The sequence below is a fragment of the Streptomyces sp. 15-116A genome, assembly GCF_025290915.1.
Lineage (GTDB): Bacteria > Actinomycetota > Actinomycetes > Streptomycetales > Streptomycetaceae > Streptomyces.
In genome coordinates this window covers 15194-33389 of the sequence record NZ_JAOCQE010000026.1, presented here as the reverse complement: position 1 = coordinate 33389, position 18196 = coordinate 15194, and the positions used below count along the sequence as shown (strand labels likewise).

At 72.3% G+C, this 18196-nt stretch carries 16 protein-coding genes; 8 read left to right on the top strand and 8 right to left on the bottom strand.

What is annotated here, in order from left to right; translation table 11 throughout:
* Positions 1 to 8: 8 nt before the first annotated feature.
* A complete protein-coding gene (locus tag N4P33_RS07725; RefSeq protein ID WP_260825557.1) occupies positions 9 to 518 on the top strand; it encodes a PH domain-containing protein in 510 nt (169 codons plus the stop codon).
* A complete protein-coding gene (locus tag N4P33_RS07720) occupies positions 515 to 1855 on the top strand; it encodes a PH domain-containing protein (protein WP_260825556.1) in 1341 nt (446 codons plus the stop codon). The genes N4P33_RS07725 and N4P33_RS07720 overlap by 4 nt, the downstream gene beginning before the upstream one ends.
* 463 nt (positions 1856 to 2318) lie before the next feature.
* Here N4P33_RS07720 and N4P33_RS07715 read toward each other — a convergent pair whose 3' ends face one another.
* Positions 2319 to 3431 carry a hypothetical protein gene (locus tag N4P33_RS07715; protein ID WP_260825554.1) on the bottom strand — a complete coding sequence of 371 codons (1113 nt, stop codon included), beginning with the start codon at positions 3429 to 3431 and terminating at the stop codon, positions 2319 to 2321.
* 118 nt (positions 3432 to 3549) lie between these two features.
* A complete protein-coding gene (locus tag N4P33_RS07710) occupies positions 3550 to 4668 on the bottom strand; it encodes an esterase family protein (protein WP_260825552.1) in 1119 nt (372 codons plus the stop codon).
* Positions 4669 to 4897: 229 nt separating this feature from the next.
* Here N4P33_RS07710 and N4P33_RS07705 point away from each other — a divergent pair, with 229 nt between their 5' ends.
* From N4P33_RS07705 to N4P33_RS07680, 6 genes are all read left to right on the top strand, one after another.
* The gene (locus N4P33_RS07705) at positions 4898 to 6760 is read left to right on the top strand and encodes a phosphatidylglycerol lysyltransferase domain-containing protein (protein ID WP_399028942.1); all 1863 of its coding nucleotides are present in this window, start codon (positions 4898 to 4900) and stop codon (positions 6758 to 6760) included.
* A gap of 447 nt (positions 6761 to 7207) precedes the next feature.
* Entirely contained in the window at positions 7208 to 8122 is a 915-nt protein-coding gene (gene folP / locus N4P33_RS07700) for a dihydropteroate synthase (protein ID WP_260825550.1), read from the top strand.
* A complete protein-coding gene (locus N4P33_RS07695; protein ID WP_260825549.1) occupies positions 8119 to 8655 on the top strand; it encodes a nuclear transport factor 2 family protein in 537 nt (178 codons plus the stop codon). Before folP ends, N4P33_RS07695 begins: the two co-directional genes overlap by 4 nt.
* A gap of 270 nt (positions 8656 to 8925) precedes the next feature.
* Positions 8926 to 9285 carry a dihydroneopterin aldolase gene (gene folB / locus N4P33_RS07690; protein WP_260825548.1) on the top strand — a complete coding sequence of 120 codons (360 nt, stop codon included), beginning with the start codon at positions 8926 to 8928 and terminating at the stop codon, positions 9283 to 9285.
* On the top strand, positions 9282 to 9893 hold the full coding sequence (gene folK / locus N4P33_RS07685; RefSeq protein ID WP_260825547.1) for a 2-amino-4-hydroxy-6-hydroxymethyldihydropteridine diphosphokinase: 612 nt from the start codon (positions 9282 to 9284) through the stop codon (positions 9891 to 9893). Before folB ends, folK begins: the two co-directional genes overlap by 4 nt.
* A gap of 41 nt (positions 9894 to 9934) precedes the next feature.
* The gene (locus N4P33_RS07680; protein ID WP_260825546.1) at positions 9935 to 10423 is read left to right on the top strand and encodes a DUF3180 domain-containing protein; all 489 of its coding nucleotides are present in this window, start codon (positions 9935 to 9937) and stop codon (positions 10421 to 10423) included.
* 45 nt (positions 10424 to 10468) lie between these two features.
* Here N4P33_RS07680 and folE read toward each other — a convergent pair whose 3' ends face one another.
* The 6 genes from folE to dacB form a co-directional block, all read right to left on the bottom strand.
* Positions 10469 to 11074, bottom strand: coding sequence for a GTP cyclohydrolase I FolE (folE, locus tag N4P33_RS07675; protein WP_260825545.1), 606 nt, complete (start codon positions 11072 to 11074; stop codon positions 10469 to 10471).
* A 140-nt stretch (positions 11075 to 11214) separates the two neighbouring features.
* The gene (gene ftsH / locus N4P33_RS07670) at positions 11215 to 13257 is read right to left on the bottom strand and encodes an ATP-dependent zinc metalloprotease FtsH (RefSeq protein ID WP_260825544.1); all 2043 of its coding nucleotides are present in this window, start codon (positions 13255 to 13257) and stop codon (positions 11215 to 11217) included.
* Between the two features lie 188 nt (positions 13258 to 13445).
* On the bottom strand, positions 13446 to 14006 hold the full coding sequence (gene hpt, locus N4P33_RS07665) for a hypoxanthine phosphoribosyltransferase (protein WP_260825569.1): 561 nt from the start codon (positions 14004 to 14006) through the stop codon (positions 13446 to 13448).
* A gap of 62 nt (positions 14007 to 14068) precedes the next feature.
* Positions 14069 to 15145 (bottom strand): tRNA lysidine(34) synthetase TilS, encoded by a 1077-nt coding sequence (gene tilS / locus N4P33_RS07660; protein ID WP_260825543.1) that lies wholly within the window; start codon positions 15143 to 15145, stop codon positions 14069 to 14071.
* 169 nt (positions 15146 to 15314) lie between these two features.
* Positions 15315 to 16448: a zinc-dependent metalloprotease gene (locus N4P33_RS07655; protein ID WP_260825542.1), complete on the bottom strand. Its 1134-nt coding sequence runs from the start codon at positions 16446 to 16448 to the stop codon at positions 15315 to 15317.
* A gap of 124 nt (positions 16449 to 16572) precedes the next feature.
* Complete coding sequence (gene dacB / locus N4P33_RS07650; protein ID WP_260825541.1) at positions 16573 to 18153, bottom strand: D-alanyl-D-alanine carboxypeptidase/D-alanyl-D-alanine-endopeptidase; 1581 nt, start codon at positions 18151 to 18153, stop codon at positions 16573 to 16575.
* Positions 18154 to 18196 lie beyond the last annotated feature (43 nt).

Below are 18196 nucleotides of genomic sequence, written 5' to 3'. Positions count from 1 at the left end.
CTGGCCTCATGGAAACGGGGAGCCAGGACGTCATGACCGAGGAAGAGCCGGAGCGCGAGCCCGAGTGGATCGCGTTGCCGCCCGGGCTGCTGAAGATGCGGCGGCTGTTGCTGGTGGTGTGGCTGGGGTTGCTGACGCTGGCCACCGGTCTGGTCCCGGGGCTGCTCGCCGGGCCCGGGTGGGCCGCCTTCGCGGTGCTGCCGCTGGCGCTGATGATCTGGGGCTGGTGGCTGCTGGAGCGCAACTGGCGCTCCTGGCGGTACGCCGAGCGCGCCGACGACCTGCTGATCAGCCGGGGGGTGCTGTGGCGTGAGCAGACGGTCGTGCCGTACGGGCGGATGCAGCTGGTGGAGGTGACGTCGGGGCCGGTCGAGCGGCACTTCGGGCTGTCCAGCGTGCAGTTGCACACCGCCGCCGCGGCGACCGACGCGACCATCCCGGGCCTCGATCCGGCCGAGGCGGAACGGCTGCGCGACCGGCTCACCGAGCTGGGCGAGGCCCGATCGGCGGGGCTGTGACGGCCCCGGACGACGTCCGCGAGGACGTGGGCGAGGGGCGCCGTCCCGTGATCGAGCGGCGTCTGCATCCGGTCACTCCGCTGCGGCGGGCGTGGGCGCCGGTGGCCGTGCTGATCGGCTGGGCGGTGCACGATCCCGACCAGGCGCAGCGGCAGCTGACGCGGTTGACGACGACCACGTTGCTGATCGCGCTGGCTGTGCTGATTCCGGCTGCCGCGCTGTACGGGTTTCTGAGCTGGTGGTTCACGCATTTCGCGGTGACCGAGAGCGAGTTGCGGGTGCGGACGGGGCTGGTGTTCCGGCGCACCGCGCACATCCGGCTTGAGCGGATCCAGGCGATCGATGTCACCCAGCCGTTGCTCGCGCGGGTCGCGGGGGTGGCGAAGCTGAAGCTGGATGTGATCGGGACCGACAAGAAGGACGAGCTGGCGTTTCTCGGGGCCGATGAGGCGCGGGCGTTGCGGGCGGAATTGCTGGCGCGGGCGGCCGGGTTCGCGCCGGAGACCGCGCACGAGGTGGGGGAGGCACCGTCGCGGGAGCTGCTGCGGGTGCCGCCGGGGGTGCTCGCGGTGTCGCTGGTGCTGACGGGGGCGACGTGGGGGTGGCTGGTCGTCGCGTCGGTGGCGGTTCCGCTGCTGTGGGTCGCCACGCACAGCCTGTGGACGGTGCTGGCGGCGGCCGTGCCGATGCTGGGGGCGGCGGGGGCGAGCAGTGTGGGGCGGTTCGTCACCGAGTACGACTGGACGGTCGGGGAGTCGCCGGACGGGCTGCGGATCGATCACGGGTTGCTGAACCGGGCGCACGAGACGGTGCCGCCGGGGCGGGTGCAGACGGTGCGGATCGTGGAGCCGTTGTTGTGGCGGCGTCGGGGGTGGGTGCGGGTCGAGCTGGATGTGGCCGGGTCGTCGAACTCGCTGCTGGTGCCGGTCGCTCCGCGGGAGATCGCCGAGGTGGTGGTGGGGCGGGTGCTGCCGGGGGTGCGGGTGCCTGCGGCGGCGGAGCTGTCGGGGGTGCCGCGGCGGGCGCGGTGGTGCGTGCCGGTGTGGTGGCGGGGGTATGGGCTGGCGGTCACCGATGCGGTGTTCGCGGCGCGGGCAGGGTTGCTGCGGCGGACTCTGGCGCTGGTGCCGCATGCGAAGGTGCAGAGCGTGCGGTTGTCTCAGGGGCCGTGGGAGCGGGCTCGGGGGGTTGCGGATGTGCATGTGGACAACGGCGCGAACAAGTCGGTGACGGCGCGGTTGCGGGACGCGGAGGAGGCGGCGCGGTTGCTGCGGGCGCAGGCGGAGAGGTCGCGTACAGGGCGGAGGGGGGCGCGGCCGGATCGGTGGATGACGTAGCGGGGCGCCGGCCGGTGGGGGTGCGCGTGGGGTGCGGTGCCTGCGGCGCGGCTGCGGCTCCGGTGGGGGTGCGCGTGGGGATGCCTGCGGCGCCACCGTCCGTCCGGTGGGGGCGGGTGTAGCGCCTACGGGTGGTGGGTGAGTCGGGGCCGGGTCGGTGGTGTCCGTCCTCGGTCTGGCGCGAAATAGGTCGACACAGAAAGCGGGTCGGCGCGGACGCGCCAGCCGCTGCGGGCAGACACCACCGCCCCGACCCCTCCCCGCCGCGTGCGCCTGCGGCACGCCCACGGTGCGTGGAACGTGGCCGCCGTGCGCGTCTACCTGCTGAGCTGCGGGCAGTCGTGCCGCTGGGGCGATGGGAGTCCCCCCGCTCGAGCGAAGCCGAGAGTGGGGGAGGGTGGGCGCAGCGGCACCCCGCCAGCGCGGGTAAGCGACACCCACCCCCGGCCAGCAGCAGCGCCGTTCAGGACACCGCGCTGCGCAGATCCTGTACGTCGATCTGTTCCGTCTCGTCGTGGGCCGTCAGGTCGATGACCTGGCTCACGGCGCGGGACTCCTCGTCGGCCGGCTTGAACTGGGCCTCCGCCTCCGCCTTGTGCAGGGCGAGGGCCTCCTGGCCCACGACGTCGGCGAGGTCCTCGTTCTGGACCGCCTCCAGGGCCGAGCGCTCCGCGCCCTTCTTCGTGCCGAAGAAGTCGAAGCCCCCCTCGGGCACCTGGCGGCGCACAGGGGCCGTCGGCGGGACGACCGCGACCGCGGTCGGCACGGTGTAGTGGCCGGAGGTCCGGCCGGCCTGCTGGGCCGGGACCGCCGCGTCGGCAGGGGTGGCGGTCGCGCGGTCATGGTCGGCGACCGCCTCGGGCTTCCCCTCCGCCTCGTCCTCCTGCGGCTCGCCCTTCTTCGTGGGCTCAGGGCCGTCGTCCTCGGGGCTGCCGTCGCCCTTGGCTTCCTCGTCGGCCTTCTCGAAGCGGGCCAGGGCCGCGCCCGCGCGGAGGAAGAGCTTGGATCCCTCCGGGGAGAAGACGGCCGGCGTCTCCTCGGTCTCCGCGGGCGTCTCGTCCTCCGGCTCCGGCGGTGCCGCTTCGGCGCTGGTGCCCGCCGGCAGGGCGCGTGCGGGGGCCGCGGCCTCTATCTCCAGCATCCGGCGCTGTTCCAGGACGCTCGCCCGGTCCGCCTCGGCCGTGGCATAGCGCCGCAGGAGGGCCGCGTGCTCGTTGCGCAGGCCCGCCAGCTCGGCCCGCTTGGCGCGCAGCCGCTGCTCCAGCTTCATGCGCAGCTCGCGCGACTCGTCGAGGTCGGCCTCCAGTTCGGCGACCCGCTCCTCGAAACGCCACTCGTCGCTCGCCCGCGCGCGCGTGAGGTCGGCGACGCGTTTGCCCGCCTGCGTGTCCCAGCGCCGCATGACGACCGCGCCGGTGACCGCCGTGGCGGCCGCGGCCGCGGACAGGAGGCGTAGCACCGTCGGTTGCGTGAACACCCAGGGCCCCAGGGCACAGACGAGGGACACGCCTGCGATCGCCGACGGGGGCAGCATCCTGTGCAGAGGCGGGGAATGGCGGTGACGTCCACGTGGCATGGCCAGAAACTTACCGCGCGTAGGCGAATGATGGACCCCCGCCCCGTAAAAACAAAGCCGTACCGGCGCTTTCACAGCGCATCAGGGAACACAGGGCGAGCGTGAATAGAGTTCAAGATCATTTCTGCTGGGTGAGGCGCTTGTCGAGCCACTCCAGAGTCGCCGGAATCTCTCGTCGCCAGGTGTTGAAGTTGTGGCCGCCGCTTTCCAGGATGATCGACGAGATGCGGGTACGGCCGGTGGCCTTGACCTGCTCGATGAAGGCGAGGGTGTCCTTGTAGTTGGTCTCGCCCTTCTTGCTGCTGCTGACGAGGAGTGAAGTCGCGGGCGCTTCCCTGTGCTTGAGGAACCAGCGCAGGTCGGCCTCGTTCTCGCGTTTCTCGTCGCCCTGGAAGAGATCGCCGGTGGTGGGGTCGATCGGCGCCTTGTAGTACGCGGAGAGTCCGGCTCCGGCGCCGAAGACGTCGGGGTGGTGCATCGCGAGCTTCAGGGCGCAGTAACCGCCCGTCGAGTTGCCGGCCACTCCCCAGGCTCCGCGTCCGCCGGCCACCCTGTAGTGGCCGCCGATCGCCTCGGGCAGATCCTCGGCGAAGAAGGTCTCGGTCTGCGGTCCGCGAGGGACGTCCACGCACTCGGTGTCCCTCGGGGGCGCCACCGTCGGGCGCAGCATCACCAGGATCATCGGCCGCATTCTGCCGTCCCGTGCTGATTCGAGGGCCGTACGCGGATAGCGCAGCTTGTCGACGAGCGCCCGCGCGGTGCCCGGATAACCGGTGAGGACGATCGACGCCGGGAAGTCGCGGGTGCGGTGCTCGGCCTGGAAGTACTCCGGCGGCAGGTACACGTAGGCGGGCGAGGCGATGCGGCTCGTACGGCCCATGATGCGCACCTCGTCGATGCGGCCCCCTTCTTCGGGGCGGGCGCCCGTCGCCCCGGGCACGCGGCCGGTGCCCACGACCCGGAGTCCGGGGCCGTCCGCGTGGTCGACGACGACTCCCTGGTCCTTCTCCCGGCCGAACAGGTCGGCCCAGCCCGCGTAGAAGCCGAACGCCTGGTTGGCCGCGAGGCCCACCGCGGTGAAGATCATGACCTGGGTGGCGAGCAGCAGGGCCACCCGGCCGCAGACCGCCCGCCAGCCGCGCCGGGCCAGCCGCGGCCACAGCCACACCGTGCCCGTGAACAGCAGGGCGGCGGCGAGGGCCGCCGACCACAGCAGCTTGTCGCTCGTGAGACCCATGGGTGGTACCTGCCTGCGCTTTCCGCCCTGCGCGCACCGCCCCTGCTCCGTCACAAGGGCGGCGCCGGGCTGTCGTTGGCCTGTCCGGCGGCTTTGGCGGGCGGAGTGAACCTCTCCCCCCGAGACACCGTCCTAGAGGGCGCAATGTCGCCGGATGCCCGATCGGCACCGGATCCAAGGTCTCTCGCAGAACTACAGGATTGCGATGTCTGTCAGGACAGATGAGGAAATGTCGGGCCGGGTTCCGCCGCCCACGGCCCGTACGCGGGAGCGCGCGCGGGACAGCGCCGCGCTGCGTCGCGTACGCCGGCTGCTGCGCGGGCCGCGCCCCGAGGCCGTCCCTCTTCTGGTCGGCCGGGCCTGCGCCCTGGTGGGCCTGCTGGACATCGCCGCCGGTGTGTTCCCGCGCTTCCGGCACAGCCGTATGCACGCCCTCGCGGAGGTACTGCCGGGCGCCCTGGGGTCGTTCGCGGCGGCGCTCTCGCTCAGCGCCGGTGTGCTGTTGCTGCTCCTCGCGCACGGGCTCAAGCGCGGCAAGCGGCGGGCCTGGCGGGCCGCGGTCGCCCTGCTCCCGGTGGGAGCGGTGGCCCAGTTCAGCTACCGGCACTCGCTGCTGGGCGTTCTGATCCCGCTCGTGCTGCTCGCCCTGCTGCTGCGCCACCGCGACCAGTTCGCCGCGCTGCCCGACCCGCGCAGCCGGTGGAAGGCCCTCGCCAACTTCGTGCTCATGGGCGCCGGTTCGCTGCTGCTGGGCCTGGTGATCGTCAACGCCCAGCCGGGGCGCCTGGTCGGCGATCCGAGCCTGGCCGACCGGCTCACCCACGTCCTGTACGGCCTGTTCGGCTTCGAAGGGCCGGTCGACTACCGGGGCGACACCTCCTGGACCGTCGCCTTCTGTCTCGGCGCCCTCGGCTGGCTGACCGCCGTCACCACCGTCTACCTGGCCTTCCGGCCCGAACACCCCGCCGCCCGGCTCACCGAGGACGACGAGACACGGCTGCGCGCGCTGCTCGCGGAGCACGGCGGGCGCGACTCCCTCGGCCACTTCGCGCTGCGCCGCGACAAGGCCGTGGTGTTCTCCCCCAGCGGCAAGGCCGCGGTGACCTACCGCGTGGTGTCCGGCGTGATGCTCGCCAGCGGTGACCCCATCGGCGACGTCGAGGCCTGGCCCGGGGCCATCGAGCGCTTCATGGACGAGGCCAGGGCGCACTCCTGGACGCCCGCCGTGATGGGCTGCTCGGAGACCGGCGGCCAGGTGTGGACCCGGGAGACCGGGCTCGACGCCCTCGAACTCGGCGACGAGGCGGTGGTGGACGTCAAGGATTTCTCCCTCGCCGGCCGCGCGATGCGCAACGTGCGCCAGATGGTCAAGCGCATCGAGCGCGCCGGTTACGAGACCCGGGTACGACGTGTCCGTGACCTCGGCGAGGCCGAGCTGGACCGCATCCGCCGCGCCGCCGACGACTGGCGGGGCACCGACACCGAGCGCGGCTTCTCCATGGCGCTGGGCCGCGTCGGGGATCCGGCCGACGGCGACTGTCTCGTGGCCACCGCGCACAAGGCCGAGGCGGAGCCGGGAGAGTACGGCGACCTGAAGGCGATCCTGCACTTCGTGCCGTGGGGCGGCGACGGCGTCTCCCTCGACCTGATGCGCCGGGACCGCTCGGCCGACCCGGGCATGAACGAGCTGCTCATCGTGGCCGCGCTGCAGGCCGCGCCCGCCCTGGGCATCGAGCGGGTCTCGCTCAACTTCGCCATGTTCCGCTCGGCCCTGGCGCGCGGCGAGAAGATCGGCGCGGGCCCGGTGCTGCGGGCGTGGCGGGGGCTGCTGCTGTTCCTGTCGCGCTGGTTCCAGATCGAGTCGCTGTACAAGTTCAACGCCAAGTTCCGCCCCCGCTGGGAGCCCCGCTTCGTCGTCTACCGCGCCTCGGCGGACCTGCCCCGCATCGGCTTCGCGGCCATGCAGGCGGAAGGTTTCCTCGATATGCCGCTGCCGCGTTTCCTCCGCCGCCGAGCCCCACGCCCCTGCGCCCACCGCACCATCCTGGACCACACACCCGCCTCGCCGGAGAGCACAGTCCACGCGGCCTGACCGTCCCGAAGACGCCCGAGCGAAGTCCCTCGCTTCCCCGTCCCGGGGCTTCCGAACGGGCTGCGGTGTGGTGGGGGGGGCGTGGTGGAGGCAGGGGCGCGGTCGGGAGCGGGGCCCGGTGGGAGGTCGATCGCACCCCGGGAGCGGGGAGGGGGCGAGGACTAGACGCGGTCCCGAGCGGGCGAGGGGGCGCGTTCCAAGGCCGGGCACCACGGTCCAAGCCGGGTGCAGCCGAGGGCTGGGCGCCCCGGGAGCCGGGCGCGATCGAGGGCCGGGCACGCCCCGCGGCCGCGGAGCCGTCAGCGCCGCCGCCCGGACAGGTCGCGGGCGCTGCGGGATGCGGGCAGGGGCCGGGCGGTCCAGGGCAGGGCACCCATCGCGGGCTGCCGCTCCCCCCGACCCGAGCCGACGCATCGTCCGGCAGTCCCCTGGGCCTACGCTGAACATATGAGCAATCGCAGCGGACGTCCTCACGTCGCGGGTCTTCCTCACTGGGAGCGGTGCGCGGTCATGGGGGTCGTGAACGTGACCCCCGACTCCTTCTCCGACGGCGGCCGCTGGTTCGACACGACGAACGCCGTCAAGCACGGCCTCGACCTGGTCGCGCAGGGCGCGGATCTCGTCGACGTCGGCGGTGAGTCCACCCGGCCCGGCGCCACCCGCGTCGACGAGGCCGAGGAGCTCAAGCGCGTCATCCCCGTGGTCCGCGGCCTCGCCTCCGAGGGCGTCACGATCTCCGTCGACACGATGCGCGCCTCCGTCGCCGAACAGGCCCTCGCGGCCGGCGCCGCCCTCGTCAACGACGTCAGCGGCGGCCTCGCCGACCCCGCCATGATCCGCGTCGTCGCCGACGCCGGCGCCCCCTTCGTCGTCATGCACTGGCGCGGCTTCCTCCAGGGCGGCAACGTCCAGGGGATCTACGAGGACGTCGTCGGCGAAGTCGTCGACGAACTCCACGCACGTGTGGAGGCCGTTCTGGAGGGCGGCATCGCACAGGACCGGCTGATCGTCGATCCCGGTCTCGGCTTCTCCAAGGACGCCGAGCACGACCTCGCCCTCCTCGCCCGCCTCGACCGCCTCCTGACCCTCGGCCACCCGCTGCTCGTCGCCGCCTCCCGCAAGCGCTTCCTCGGCCGCGTCCTGGCCGGACCGGACGGCGCACCGCCCCCCGCCCGCGAGCGCGACGCCGCCACCGCCGCCGTCTCCGCCCTCGCCGCCCAGGCCGGCGCCTGGGCCGTCCGCGTGCACGAGGTCCGCGCGACCGCCGACGCCGTACGCGTCGCACACGCCGTCGAAGAGGCCCGCACGGCGTCCCCGGCGCGCCCCACGCCCGGCGCGCACGGCGCAGAAGGAGCCCGGTGAGCGCGCCCCACACCGACGTCGAGCAGGTCGAGGCCGCCAACACCGCCTACTACGAGGCACTGGAACGCGGCGACTTCGAAGAGGTCGCCTCGCTCTGGCTCACCCCGGCCGACCTCGGCGTCGACGAGAGCTACCACGACCCCGCGGACACCGGCGTGGTCTCCTGCGTACACCCCGGCTGGCCGGTGCTCACCGGCCGCGGCGAGGTCCTCCGGTCGTACGCCGTGATCATGGCGAACACGGACTACATCCAGTTCTTCCTCACCGATGTGCATGTCTCCGTCACCGGCGACACCGCCCTGGTGACCTGCACGGAGAACATCCTCAGCGGCGGCCCCGCCCCCGAGGAGGGCGAGGAGCTCGGCCCGCTGGTCGGTCAGCTCGTCGTCGCCAGCAATGTGTTCCGCCGCACACCCGCGGGCTGGAAGCTCTGGTCCCACCACGCCTCCCCGGTGCTCGCCGAGACCGACGAGGACGACGAGGACCAGGACACGCCACCCGACGACGCGCCCGCCGACGACACCCCCGCGTGAGCCCTCCCCCGCCCGCGCGTGAGCCCTCCCCCGCCCGCGCGGACCAACAAGTGGTGGGAATCACCACCGCGCGGGTAGGGGCCGCTACCGACCCGTGAGCCCCTGGCCTCCCCAGGGAGAACGCAGGGTGAAACCTCCCGGCACCGGCCCCGGCCCGCACCCCCGGCGGCCCGGCGCTGTCGGTGCCCGCAGGTAGATTCGACTGCAGGCCGGTGTGCCGCCCGCACGCGGCACCGACCGGCCGGACCGACGACTGCAGGAGTGATTCGCGTGGATCGTGTCGCGCTGCGCGGCCTGAGGGCCCGCGGGCACCACGGTGTGTTCCCGAAGGAACGCGAGGAGGGCCAGACCTTCATCGTGGACCTGGTTCTCGGCCTGGACACCCGCCCGGCCGCCGCCGACGACGACCTGACGAAGACCGTGCACTACGGCATCGTGGCCGAGGAGGTCGTGGCCGTCGTCCAGGGCGAGCCCGTCAACCTCATCGAGACGCTCGCCGAGCGCATCGCCCAGGTCTGTCTGAAGCACGACGGGGTGCGGGAGGTCGAGGTGTGCGTCCACAAACCGGACGCCCCGATCACCGTGCCGTTCGACGACGTGACCGTCACCATCACCCGGAGCCGCGTATGACCAGGCCGTTCACCCAGGGCGCCACCGACCCGACCGTCCAGCCCGTGCCGGCCTCCGTGGTCGAGCAGGTCGACGCCGCCGACGCTACCCTGCAGAACCCCAAGCGCGCCGTGGTCTCCCTCGGCGCCAACCTGGGCAACCGCCTGGAGACGCTCCAGGGCGCCATCGACGCCCTGGAGGACACCCCGGGCATCCGCGTGAAGGCGGTGTCGCCCGTGTACGAGACGGAGCCGTGGGGCGTCGAGCCCGGCAGCCAGCCCTCGTACTTCAACGCGGTCGTCGTCCTGAAGACCACCCTGCCCCCGTCCTCCCTGCTGGAGCGGGCGCACGCGGTCGAGGAGGCCTTCCACCGGGTCCGTGACGAGCGCTGGGGCCCGCGCACCCTGGACGTGGACATCGTCACCTACGCAGACCGGCTCTCCGACGACCCGCAGCTCACCCTCCCCCACCCCCGCGCCCACGAACGCGCCTTCGTCCTCGCCCCCTGGCACGACGTCGACCCGGACGCCGAGCTCCCCGGCCGCGGCCCGGTCACACAGCTGCTGGACACGATCACCCGCCAGGGCGTCACACAGCGCGCCGACCTGGAACTCCGGCTGCCCGAATAGCCGTTAAGGTCGACACGACCTAGTGCCGGGGAAGGGACACCGTGAGAGAGCTGCGCATCAGGGTGCTGGCAGGCGTTTTCGTCGTCGCCGGGATCCTGTCCTGGGCCGGCGCCCGCCTGTGGAACTCCTTCGGGACCCTCCCGAGCGTGCCCGTGGCCGCGCCCATCGTCCTCGCCCTGATCGCCGTGGTCCTCGCGGCCACGGCGCTGTCCCTGCGCGCCCGCCTCAAGGCCCAGCGCGAGCGCCGCCCCGAGGCGAAGGGCGTCGACCCGCTGATGGCGGCGCGCGCGGTGGTGTTCGGCCAGGCCAGCGCCCTGGTCGCCGCCCTCGTCGCCGGCATGTACGGCGGTGTGGGCGTTTTCCTCCTGGAGTCCCTGGACATCCCCGCCCGCCGCGACCAGGCCATCTACGCCGGCTTCTCGGTCCTCGCCGGCCTCGGCGTCATAGCGGCCGCCCTCTTCCTGGAACGCGTCTGCAAACTCCCGGACGACGAGGACAACGACACCCCGGGAGCGGCCCCGGCGGCGTGACGGGCGCGCCCCGGCGTCAGTGAGCGGTGCAGAGCGACGTAGGGCTCAGTGCGCCATGATCAGGCTCATCGCCTCGTTGCGCGTGGCCGCGTCCCGCAGCTGGCCGCGCACCGCCGAGGTGATGGTCTTCGCACCGGGCTTGCGGATCCCCCGCATTGACATGCACATGTGCTCGCACTCCACGACCACGATCACTCCGCGCGGCTCCAGGATCTCCATCAGGGAGTCGGCGATCTGCGTGGTGAGCCGCTCCTGCACCTGCGGGCGCCGGGCGTAGACGTCCACGAGCCGCGCCAGCTTGGACAGCCCGGTGATCTTGCCGCTGGTCGAGGGGATGTAGCCGACGTGCGCCACGCCCCTGAACGGCACCAGATGGTGCTCACAGGTGCTGTACACCTCGATGTCCTTCACCAGCACCATCTCGTCGTGCCCGATGTCGAACGTCGTCGTCAGCACGTCCTCGGGCTTCTGCCACAGGCCGGCGAATATCTCCTTGTACGCCCGAGCCACCCGTGCCGGTGTCTCCTGAAGGCCCTCGCGGTCCGGGTCCTCGCCGACCGCGAGCAGGAGTTCGCGTACGGCGTTCTCGGCCCGCTTCTCGTCGAACTCGCCGAGCGGGGCCTGGCCGTCCAGCGTCACGGGGTCGGTCATGTGGTGCCTCGTTCCTGTGTGCCTGCGCGTGTGCCGGGCACGCGTCTCAACTGCGGGTACGCAAAATGCCGCGCCCCCCAGGCTAGAACCAGGGGGGCGCGGCATCCATTCCGGGCCGGAGGGGGCCTGTGGGGAGCCGGTCAGCTCTCCGGACGGTCCTCCGGGGTCCGCTCGGGCGCCGGGGCGGGTTCCGCTGCGGTGCTCTTCGCGGTGGTGATCGCCGGCGGCGTCGCGCCGTTCGCCCCGTTCGTCAGGGCCAGCTCCTTGGGGGAGAGGACCGGCGGGCGGGTGGACGGCGTACGGCGGGAGGAGCCGGTCCAGGCGGGCCTGGGCGGGCGCTTGACGATGGGGGCGAAGATCTCGGCGATCTCCTCCTTGCCCAGCGTCTCCTTCTCCAGGAGGGCGAGCACGAGGTTGTCGAGGACGTCGCGGTTCTCGACGAGGATCTCCCACGCCTCGTTGTGCGCGGTCTCGATGAGCTTCTTGACCTCTTCGTCGACCAGCGCGGCGACCTCTTCCGAGTAGTCGCGCTGGTGAGCCATCTCACGGCCGAGGAACGGCTCGGTGTTGTCGCCGCCGAACTTGATCGCGCCGAGACGCTCGGTCATGCCGTACTGGGTGACCATCGCGCGGGCCAGGTTGGTGGCCTTCTCGATGTCGTTGGCGGCACCCGTGGTCGGGTCGTGGAAGACCAGTTCCTCGGCCGCGCGGCCGCCCAGCATGTAGGCGAGCTGGTCGAGCATCTCGTTGCGCGTGGTCGAGTACTTGTCCTCGTCCGGCAGGACCATCGTGTAGCCGAGGGCACGGCCTCTGGAGAGGATCGTGATCTTGTGGACCGGGTCGGAGTTCGGGGAGGCCGCCGCGACCAGGGCGTGTCCGCCCTCGTGGTACGCGGTGATCTTCTTCTCCTTGTCCGACATGATCCGGGTCCGCTTCTGCGGGCCCGCGACCACGCGGTCGATCGCCTCGTCGAGCATCTTGTTGTCGATGAGCTTCTGGTCGCTGCGGGCGGTCAGAAGCGCGGCCTCGTTCAGCACGTTGGCCAGGTCCGCACCGGTCATGCCGGGGGTGCGGCGGGCGACGGCCGACAGGTCGACGTCCGGGGCGACCGGCTTGCCCTTCTGGTGGACCTTGAGGATCTCCAGACGGCCCTGCATGTCCGGGCGGTCGACGGCGATCTGCCGGTCGAAGCGGCCGGGGCGCAGGAGGGCCGGGTCGAGGATGTCGGGCCGGTTCGTCGCGGCGATGAGGATGACGCCGCCCTTGACGTCGAAGCCGTCCATCTCGACGAGCAGCTGGTTCAGCGTCTGCTCGCGCTCGTCGTGACCGCCGCCGAGGCCGGCGCCGCGGTGGCGGCCGACCGCGTCGATCTCGTCGACGAAGACGATCGCGGGGGCGTTGGCCTTGGCCTGCTCGAACAGGTCACGGACCCGGGAGGCACCGACACCGACGAACATCTCGACGAAGTCGGAACCGGAGATCGAGTAGAAGGGGACACCGGCCTCGCCCGCGACGGCACGCGCGAGCAGGGTCTTGCCGGTGCCGGGCGGGCCGTAGAGCAGCACGCCCTTGGGGATCTTGGCGCCGACGGCCTGGAACTTGGCCGGTTCCTGGAGGAACTCCTTGATCTCGTGGAGTTCCTCGACGGCCTCGTCCGAGCCCGCGACGTCGGCGAACGTCGTCTTCGGGGTGTCCTTGGTGATGAGCTTCGCCTTGGACTTCCCGAAGTTCATGACACGGGAGCCGCCGCCCTGCATCTGGTTCATCAGGAACAGGAAGACGACCACGATCAGGACGAAGGGGAGCAGCGAGAGCAGAATGCTCACGAACGGGTTCTGCTTGGACGGCGAGACCGTGTAGCCGTCCGCGATCTGATCGTTCTCGAACTTGTTCTGCAGCGTGCTGGCGATGGTGACGCCCTGGTCACCGATGTAGCTCGCCTGGATCTTCGAGCTGCCCTCGACCTTTTCGCCGTCCTTGAGCGAGACCTTGATGATCTGCTCGTCGCCGGTGGTCAGCTTGGCCGACTCGACCTTGTTCTCATTGATCGCCTGGACGACCTGGCCCGTGTCCACCGTCTTGTAGCCGCCGGACGAGCCGACGACCTGCATCAACACGACCACGGCAAGGACGGCCAGCACGATCCACATGACCGGCCCACGGAAGTATCGCTTCACGTCCATCCATACGGAGCGGTGCCGCCCCGTCCCTCCTGCCATAGTGAGTTTGATAAAGGCTGTTCTTCGGACGGTACCCCAGCATTGTCCCCCGAAGCTGCGCGGGACGACTGGCATTCGCGTCTACGCATGCTCCAACGGCGCGGAGCCCGCCGGGGTTCCCGATCACCGTCCGGCGAATGGGCCCTTCGGGCTCAGCCGCCGTAGACGTGGGGCGCGAGCGTACCGACGAACGGGAGGTTGCGGTACTTCTCGGCGTAGTCGAGGCCGTAGCCGACGACGAACTCGTTGGGGATGTCGAAGCCGACCCATTCCACGTCGATGGCGACCTTGGCGGCCTCGGGCTTGCGCAGCAGCGTGCACACCTTGAGGGAGGCGGGCTCGCGCGAGCCGAGGTTGGAGATCAGCCAGGACAGGGTCAGGCCGGAGTCGATGATGTCCTCGACGATGAGGACGTGCTTGCCCTTGATGTCGGTGTCGAGGTCCTTGAGGATCCGCACCACACCGGAGGACTGGGTGCCCGCCCCGTACGAGGATACGGCCATCCAGTCCATGGTGACGGGGGTGGACAGCGCCCGGGCGAGGTCGGCCATGACCATCACCGCGCCCTTGAGCACGCCGACGATCAGCAGGTCCTTGCCCGCGTACTCCGCGTCGATCTTCGCGGCCAGCTCGGCCAGCTTCGCGTCGATCTCTTCCTTGGTGATGAGCACCTTCTCGAGGTCGGCACCCATGTCTTTCGCGTCCACCCGCATCACTTTCGGTCGTCCCACCGGCTGTCCGGCCCCGCCCGCTCGGTCGCCGAGGGGGTACGGATTCAGCCTTGCCGAATCACCAGTCTGCCACCCTGCCGCCGGGCGACGACTTTGCCGGGGAGGTTGATGGCTCTCTGGCCGCGCCAGCCGGTGATCAGCCGGTCGACCTCCTCGATGTGCCGGGCGAACAGCGAACCGGCCGGTGCACCCGCCTCGATGGCGGCGCGGCGCAGGATGCGGCGGCGCACGGCGGGCGGCAGGGCGTAGAGCCCGGCGCACTCCAGGCCGCCGTCGGCGTCGCGGACGCCTGCCTCGGCGCGGGAGGCCCAGGCGTCGAGGGCGTCGGCGTCGTCGCGGGAGAGCTGGGCGGTGCGGGCGAGGGCCTCGACGACGCCCTTGCCGAGGGCCTTCTCCAGGGCGGGCAGGCCCTCGTGGCGCAGCCGGGAGCGGGTGTAGGCCGGGTCGGTGTTGTGAGGATCGTCCCAGACGGGCAGCGACTGGACCATGCAGGCCTTGCGGGCGGTCTGCCGGTCGAGGCCGAGGAAGGGACGCCGGTAACGGCCGCCGGCCCCCGAGACCGCGGCCATGCCGGACAGGGAGCGGATGCCGGAGCCGCGGGCGAGGCCCAGCAGGACGGTCTCGGCCTGGTCGTCGCGGGTGTGTCCGAGCAGGACGGCGGCGGCGCCGTGCCGTTCGGCGGCGGCGTCGAGGGCGGCGTAGCGGGCGTCGCGGGCCGCGGCCTCGGGGCCGCCTTCGCGGCCGACGGACACGGCGACGGACTCGGCGGGGTCGAGGCCGAGTTCTGTCAAGCGCAGGACGACTTCCGCGGCGCGCAGGTCGGAGCCGGCCTGGAGTCCGTGGTCGACGGTGATGCCGCCGGCGCGGACGCCGAGCCGGGGGGCTTCGAAGGCGAGGGCGGAGGCGAGGGCCATGGAGTCGGCGCCGCCGGAGCAGGCCACGAGCACGAGGGGGGAGGGGGGACGCTCGTGCGGGGTGGTCGCCGGGGCCCGGGACGGGGTCCGGCTGTGCTCGCTGAGGTGCTGTTCGTGGTGTTCGCTGAGCTGGTGTTCGTCGAGGATGTCGTGGAGGACGCGGCGGACCGCCAGGCGTATCGCCGCGACCGCAGGATGGGGACCCATGTCCGGTTCCCTTCATGAAGTTGTCGGGGGGTGAACCCGAGGTCTGGTCACGCAGAGTGTGTAGATGGTGACAGAACCGGGCCGTTCCCCGAGCATTGCACGCCTACCCATGGCTCACGGTCCCTCGGACGGGTGATTGGAGGGGACTCCGCGTGCCGTGGTGCGGAGCTTATGCCTCCGGTTTGCGGTGCACCCGTGTGATCCAGTCCGCCGGTTTGGAGATCTCCGACTTGGTGGGGAGGGTGTTGGGCGAGGTCCACACGCGGTTGAAGCCGTCCATGCCGACCTCGTCGACGACCGCGCGGACGAAGCGTTCGCCGTCGCGGTACTGGCGCAGCTTGGCGTCCAGGCCGAGCAGTTTGCGCAGGGCGAGGTCGAGGCGGGAGGCACCCTTGGCGCGGCGCTGCTGGAACTTCTCGCGGATCTCGGCGACGCTCGGCACGACGTCGGGGCCGACGCCGTCCATCACGAAGTCGGCGTGGCCCTCGAGCAGGGACATCACGGCGGTGAGGCGGCCGAGGATCTCGCGCTGGGCGGGGGTCTGGACGATCTCGACGAGGGAGCGTCCGCCGTCGTCCTCCTCGCCCTCGGGGCGGCCGCCGGCGAGGGACTGGGCGGCGTCGCGGATGCGCTCCAGGACGGTCATGGGGTCGACGTCGGTCTCCCCCAGGAACTGCTGGATCTCGCCCTCGAGGTGGTCGCGCAGCCAGGGCACGGCGGAGAACTGGGTGCGGTGGGTCTCCTCGTGCAGGCACACCCACAGCCGGAAGTCGTGCGGGTCGACGTCGAGTTCGCGCTCGACGTGGACGACGTTGGGGGCGACGAGCAGCAGCCGGCCGCCGCCGTTCGCTCCGGCGGGAAGGTCGCGGGTGGCGGGGGCGAAGGTCTCGTACTGGCCGAGGACGCGGGAGGCCAGGAAGGACAGCAGCATGCCCAGTTCCACGCCGGTGACCTTGCCGCCGACGGCGCCGAGGACGGCGTTGCCGGGGCCGCTGCCGCGCCGTTCCTGCATCTTGTCGAGGAGCGGTTTGAGGAGTTCGCGGAAGCCGGCGACGTTGGCGCGCACCCAGCCGGGCCGGTCGACGACCAGCACGGGGGTGTCGTGCGTCTCCTCCGTCCCCAGACGAGTGAAGCCCCGGACGTGACCCTCCGAGGCTTTCGCGTGCCGGCGCAGCTCCGCGACGACGGCCCTGGCCTCGTCACGGCTCACCTCTGGGCCCGGCCGCATGAGCCGCGTCGCGGTCGCGACCGCGAGATTCCAGTCGACCATCCCGGAAGAAGCAGCACCACCGATGCTCGTCATGCGTCAACCGTACGTGAGTGCCGCGATCGGGGGCAGGGCAGCGAGCGGCCGACGCCGCCCGCCGGGCCGTGTCGCCGGGGGCGCCGACACGCTGCGCCTCAGCACTCCCCCGCCCCCGCCGGCCTCAGCGGCAGCCGCATGTCGACAGGGCCGTCGCTGCCTTGTCGAGGGCGGTCTGGGCTGCGGTGGCGTTCGGGCCGGAGGCGAGGAAGGCGAAGGCCAGGAGGCGGCCGTCCTTGTCGACGACCGTGCCGGCGAGGGTGTTGACGCCGGTGAGGGTGCCGGTCTTGGCGCGGACGACGCCGGCCGCGCCGTCGGCGTAGCGGCCGCTCAGGGTGCCGGTGAACCCGGCGACGGGCAGGCCGGTGAGGGCGGGGCGCAGCTCGGGGTGGGCGGGGTCGGCGGCCCTGACGAGCAGGGCGGTGAGGAGGTCCGCGGTGAGCCGGTCGCGCCGGTCCAGGCCGCTGCCGTCACGGAAGACGGCGCCCTTGAGGGGGATCTTCAGCTTCTGCAGCTGGGCGCGCACGGCGGCGCCCGCGCCCGCGAAGTCGGCCCGCTTGCCCGTGGCGATGGCGGTGTGGCGGGCGAGAGCCTCGGCGAGGTCGTTGTCGCTGTTGGTCAGCATCCGCTCGACGAGGGCGGCGAGCGGGGGCGAGGAGACGGCGGCGAGGGTGGACGCGCGCGTGCTGGACTTCGACGGACCGGGAGGCGTGGTCTTGATGCCGTGCTTCTTCAGCAGGTCGCCGAACGTGCGGGTGGCGTCAGCGGCCGGGTCGGGCACGCGCGTGGCGGTGCCGCTGCTGGAGCCGTCGGTGCGGGCCTCGTCGGCCATCAGGGGGCTGATCTCGGCGATGTTGGGGTTCTCGCCGATCGGGTGCCGCTTGTCCCCGGCGTACAGGGTCGTGTCGTAGGAGAGCGTCACCTCGCGCAGGCCGCGCTTGGCGAGGGCGGCGGCGGTCCGCTCCGCGAGGTCGCGCAGGCTCGCCAGTCCGGGGGCGGGCTTCTCGCGGGCGGTGAGCGTGGGGTCGCCGCCGCCGACCAGGACGACCTCCTTGGTGTCGGGTTCGAAGACGGCGCGGGTGGTGAGCCGGTGGTCGGGTCCCATCGCCGACAGCGCGGCGACCGCGGTGGCGATCTTGATCGTGGAGGCGGGGGTGAGCGCGTCGCCGGAGCCGGTGCCGTAGAGGCGCCGGCCAGTGGCCACGTCGACGACCGCGGCGGAGCGGCGGCCGAGCGCCGGGTCCTTCAGCAGCGGGTCGAGGACGGCCGCGAGGGCCTTCCCGCCGGGCGCCGACTTCACGGTGGTCGCGGTGCCGCCGAGGCCGGTGAGCACGGAGGGGGCGCTGGGGGGCGTACGGGGGTCGCGGGGCGGCGTGCCCGCGTTGCCGCGTGTGCTGCCGTGATCTGTGCCACGCGCGGCTTCCAGGGCCACGGCCCGGTCCCGCTCGGCCGTACGCTGACCGGAGGAGTCCCAGGGCCCGGCGGCGGTCACCACACCGGCGGCCAGCGCCAGACCGGCGGTGGCGGCGGTCGCGGTGAACTGCCAGGTCTTCGGCCGGGAAACCCGCCTGACCAGCGGCGATCCGGGGCCGGCCGGCCGTCGCGCGAGGGTGCCCACGCGTGCGAGAGACGGTCGTACGGCGTCCGCGATCCGCACGACGTGCGGTCTCGCGGCCCGCCAAGGCCTCAGCTCTGGCACGACCACCAGCCCCTTTCGCGATCACACACCTGCGTGAGGGACACTTAAC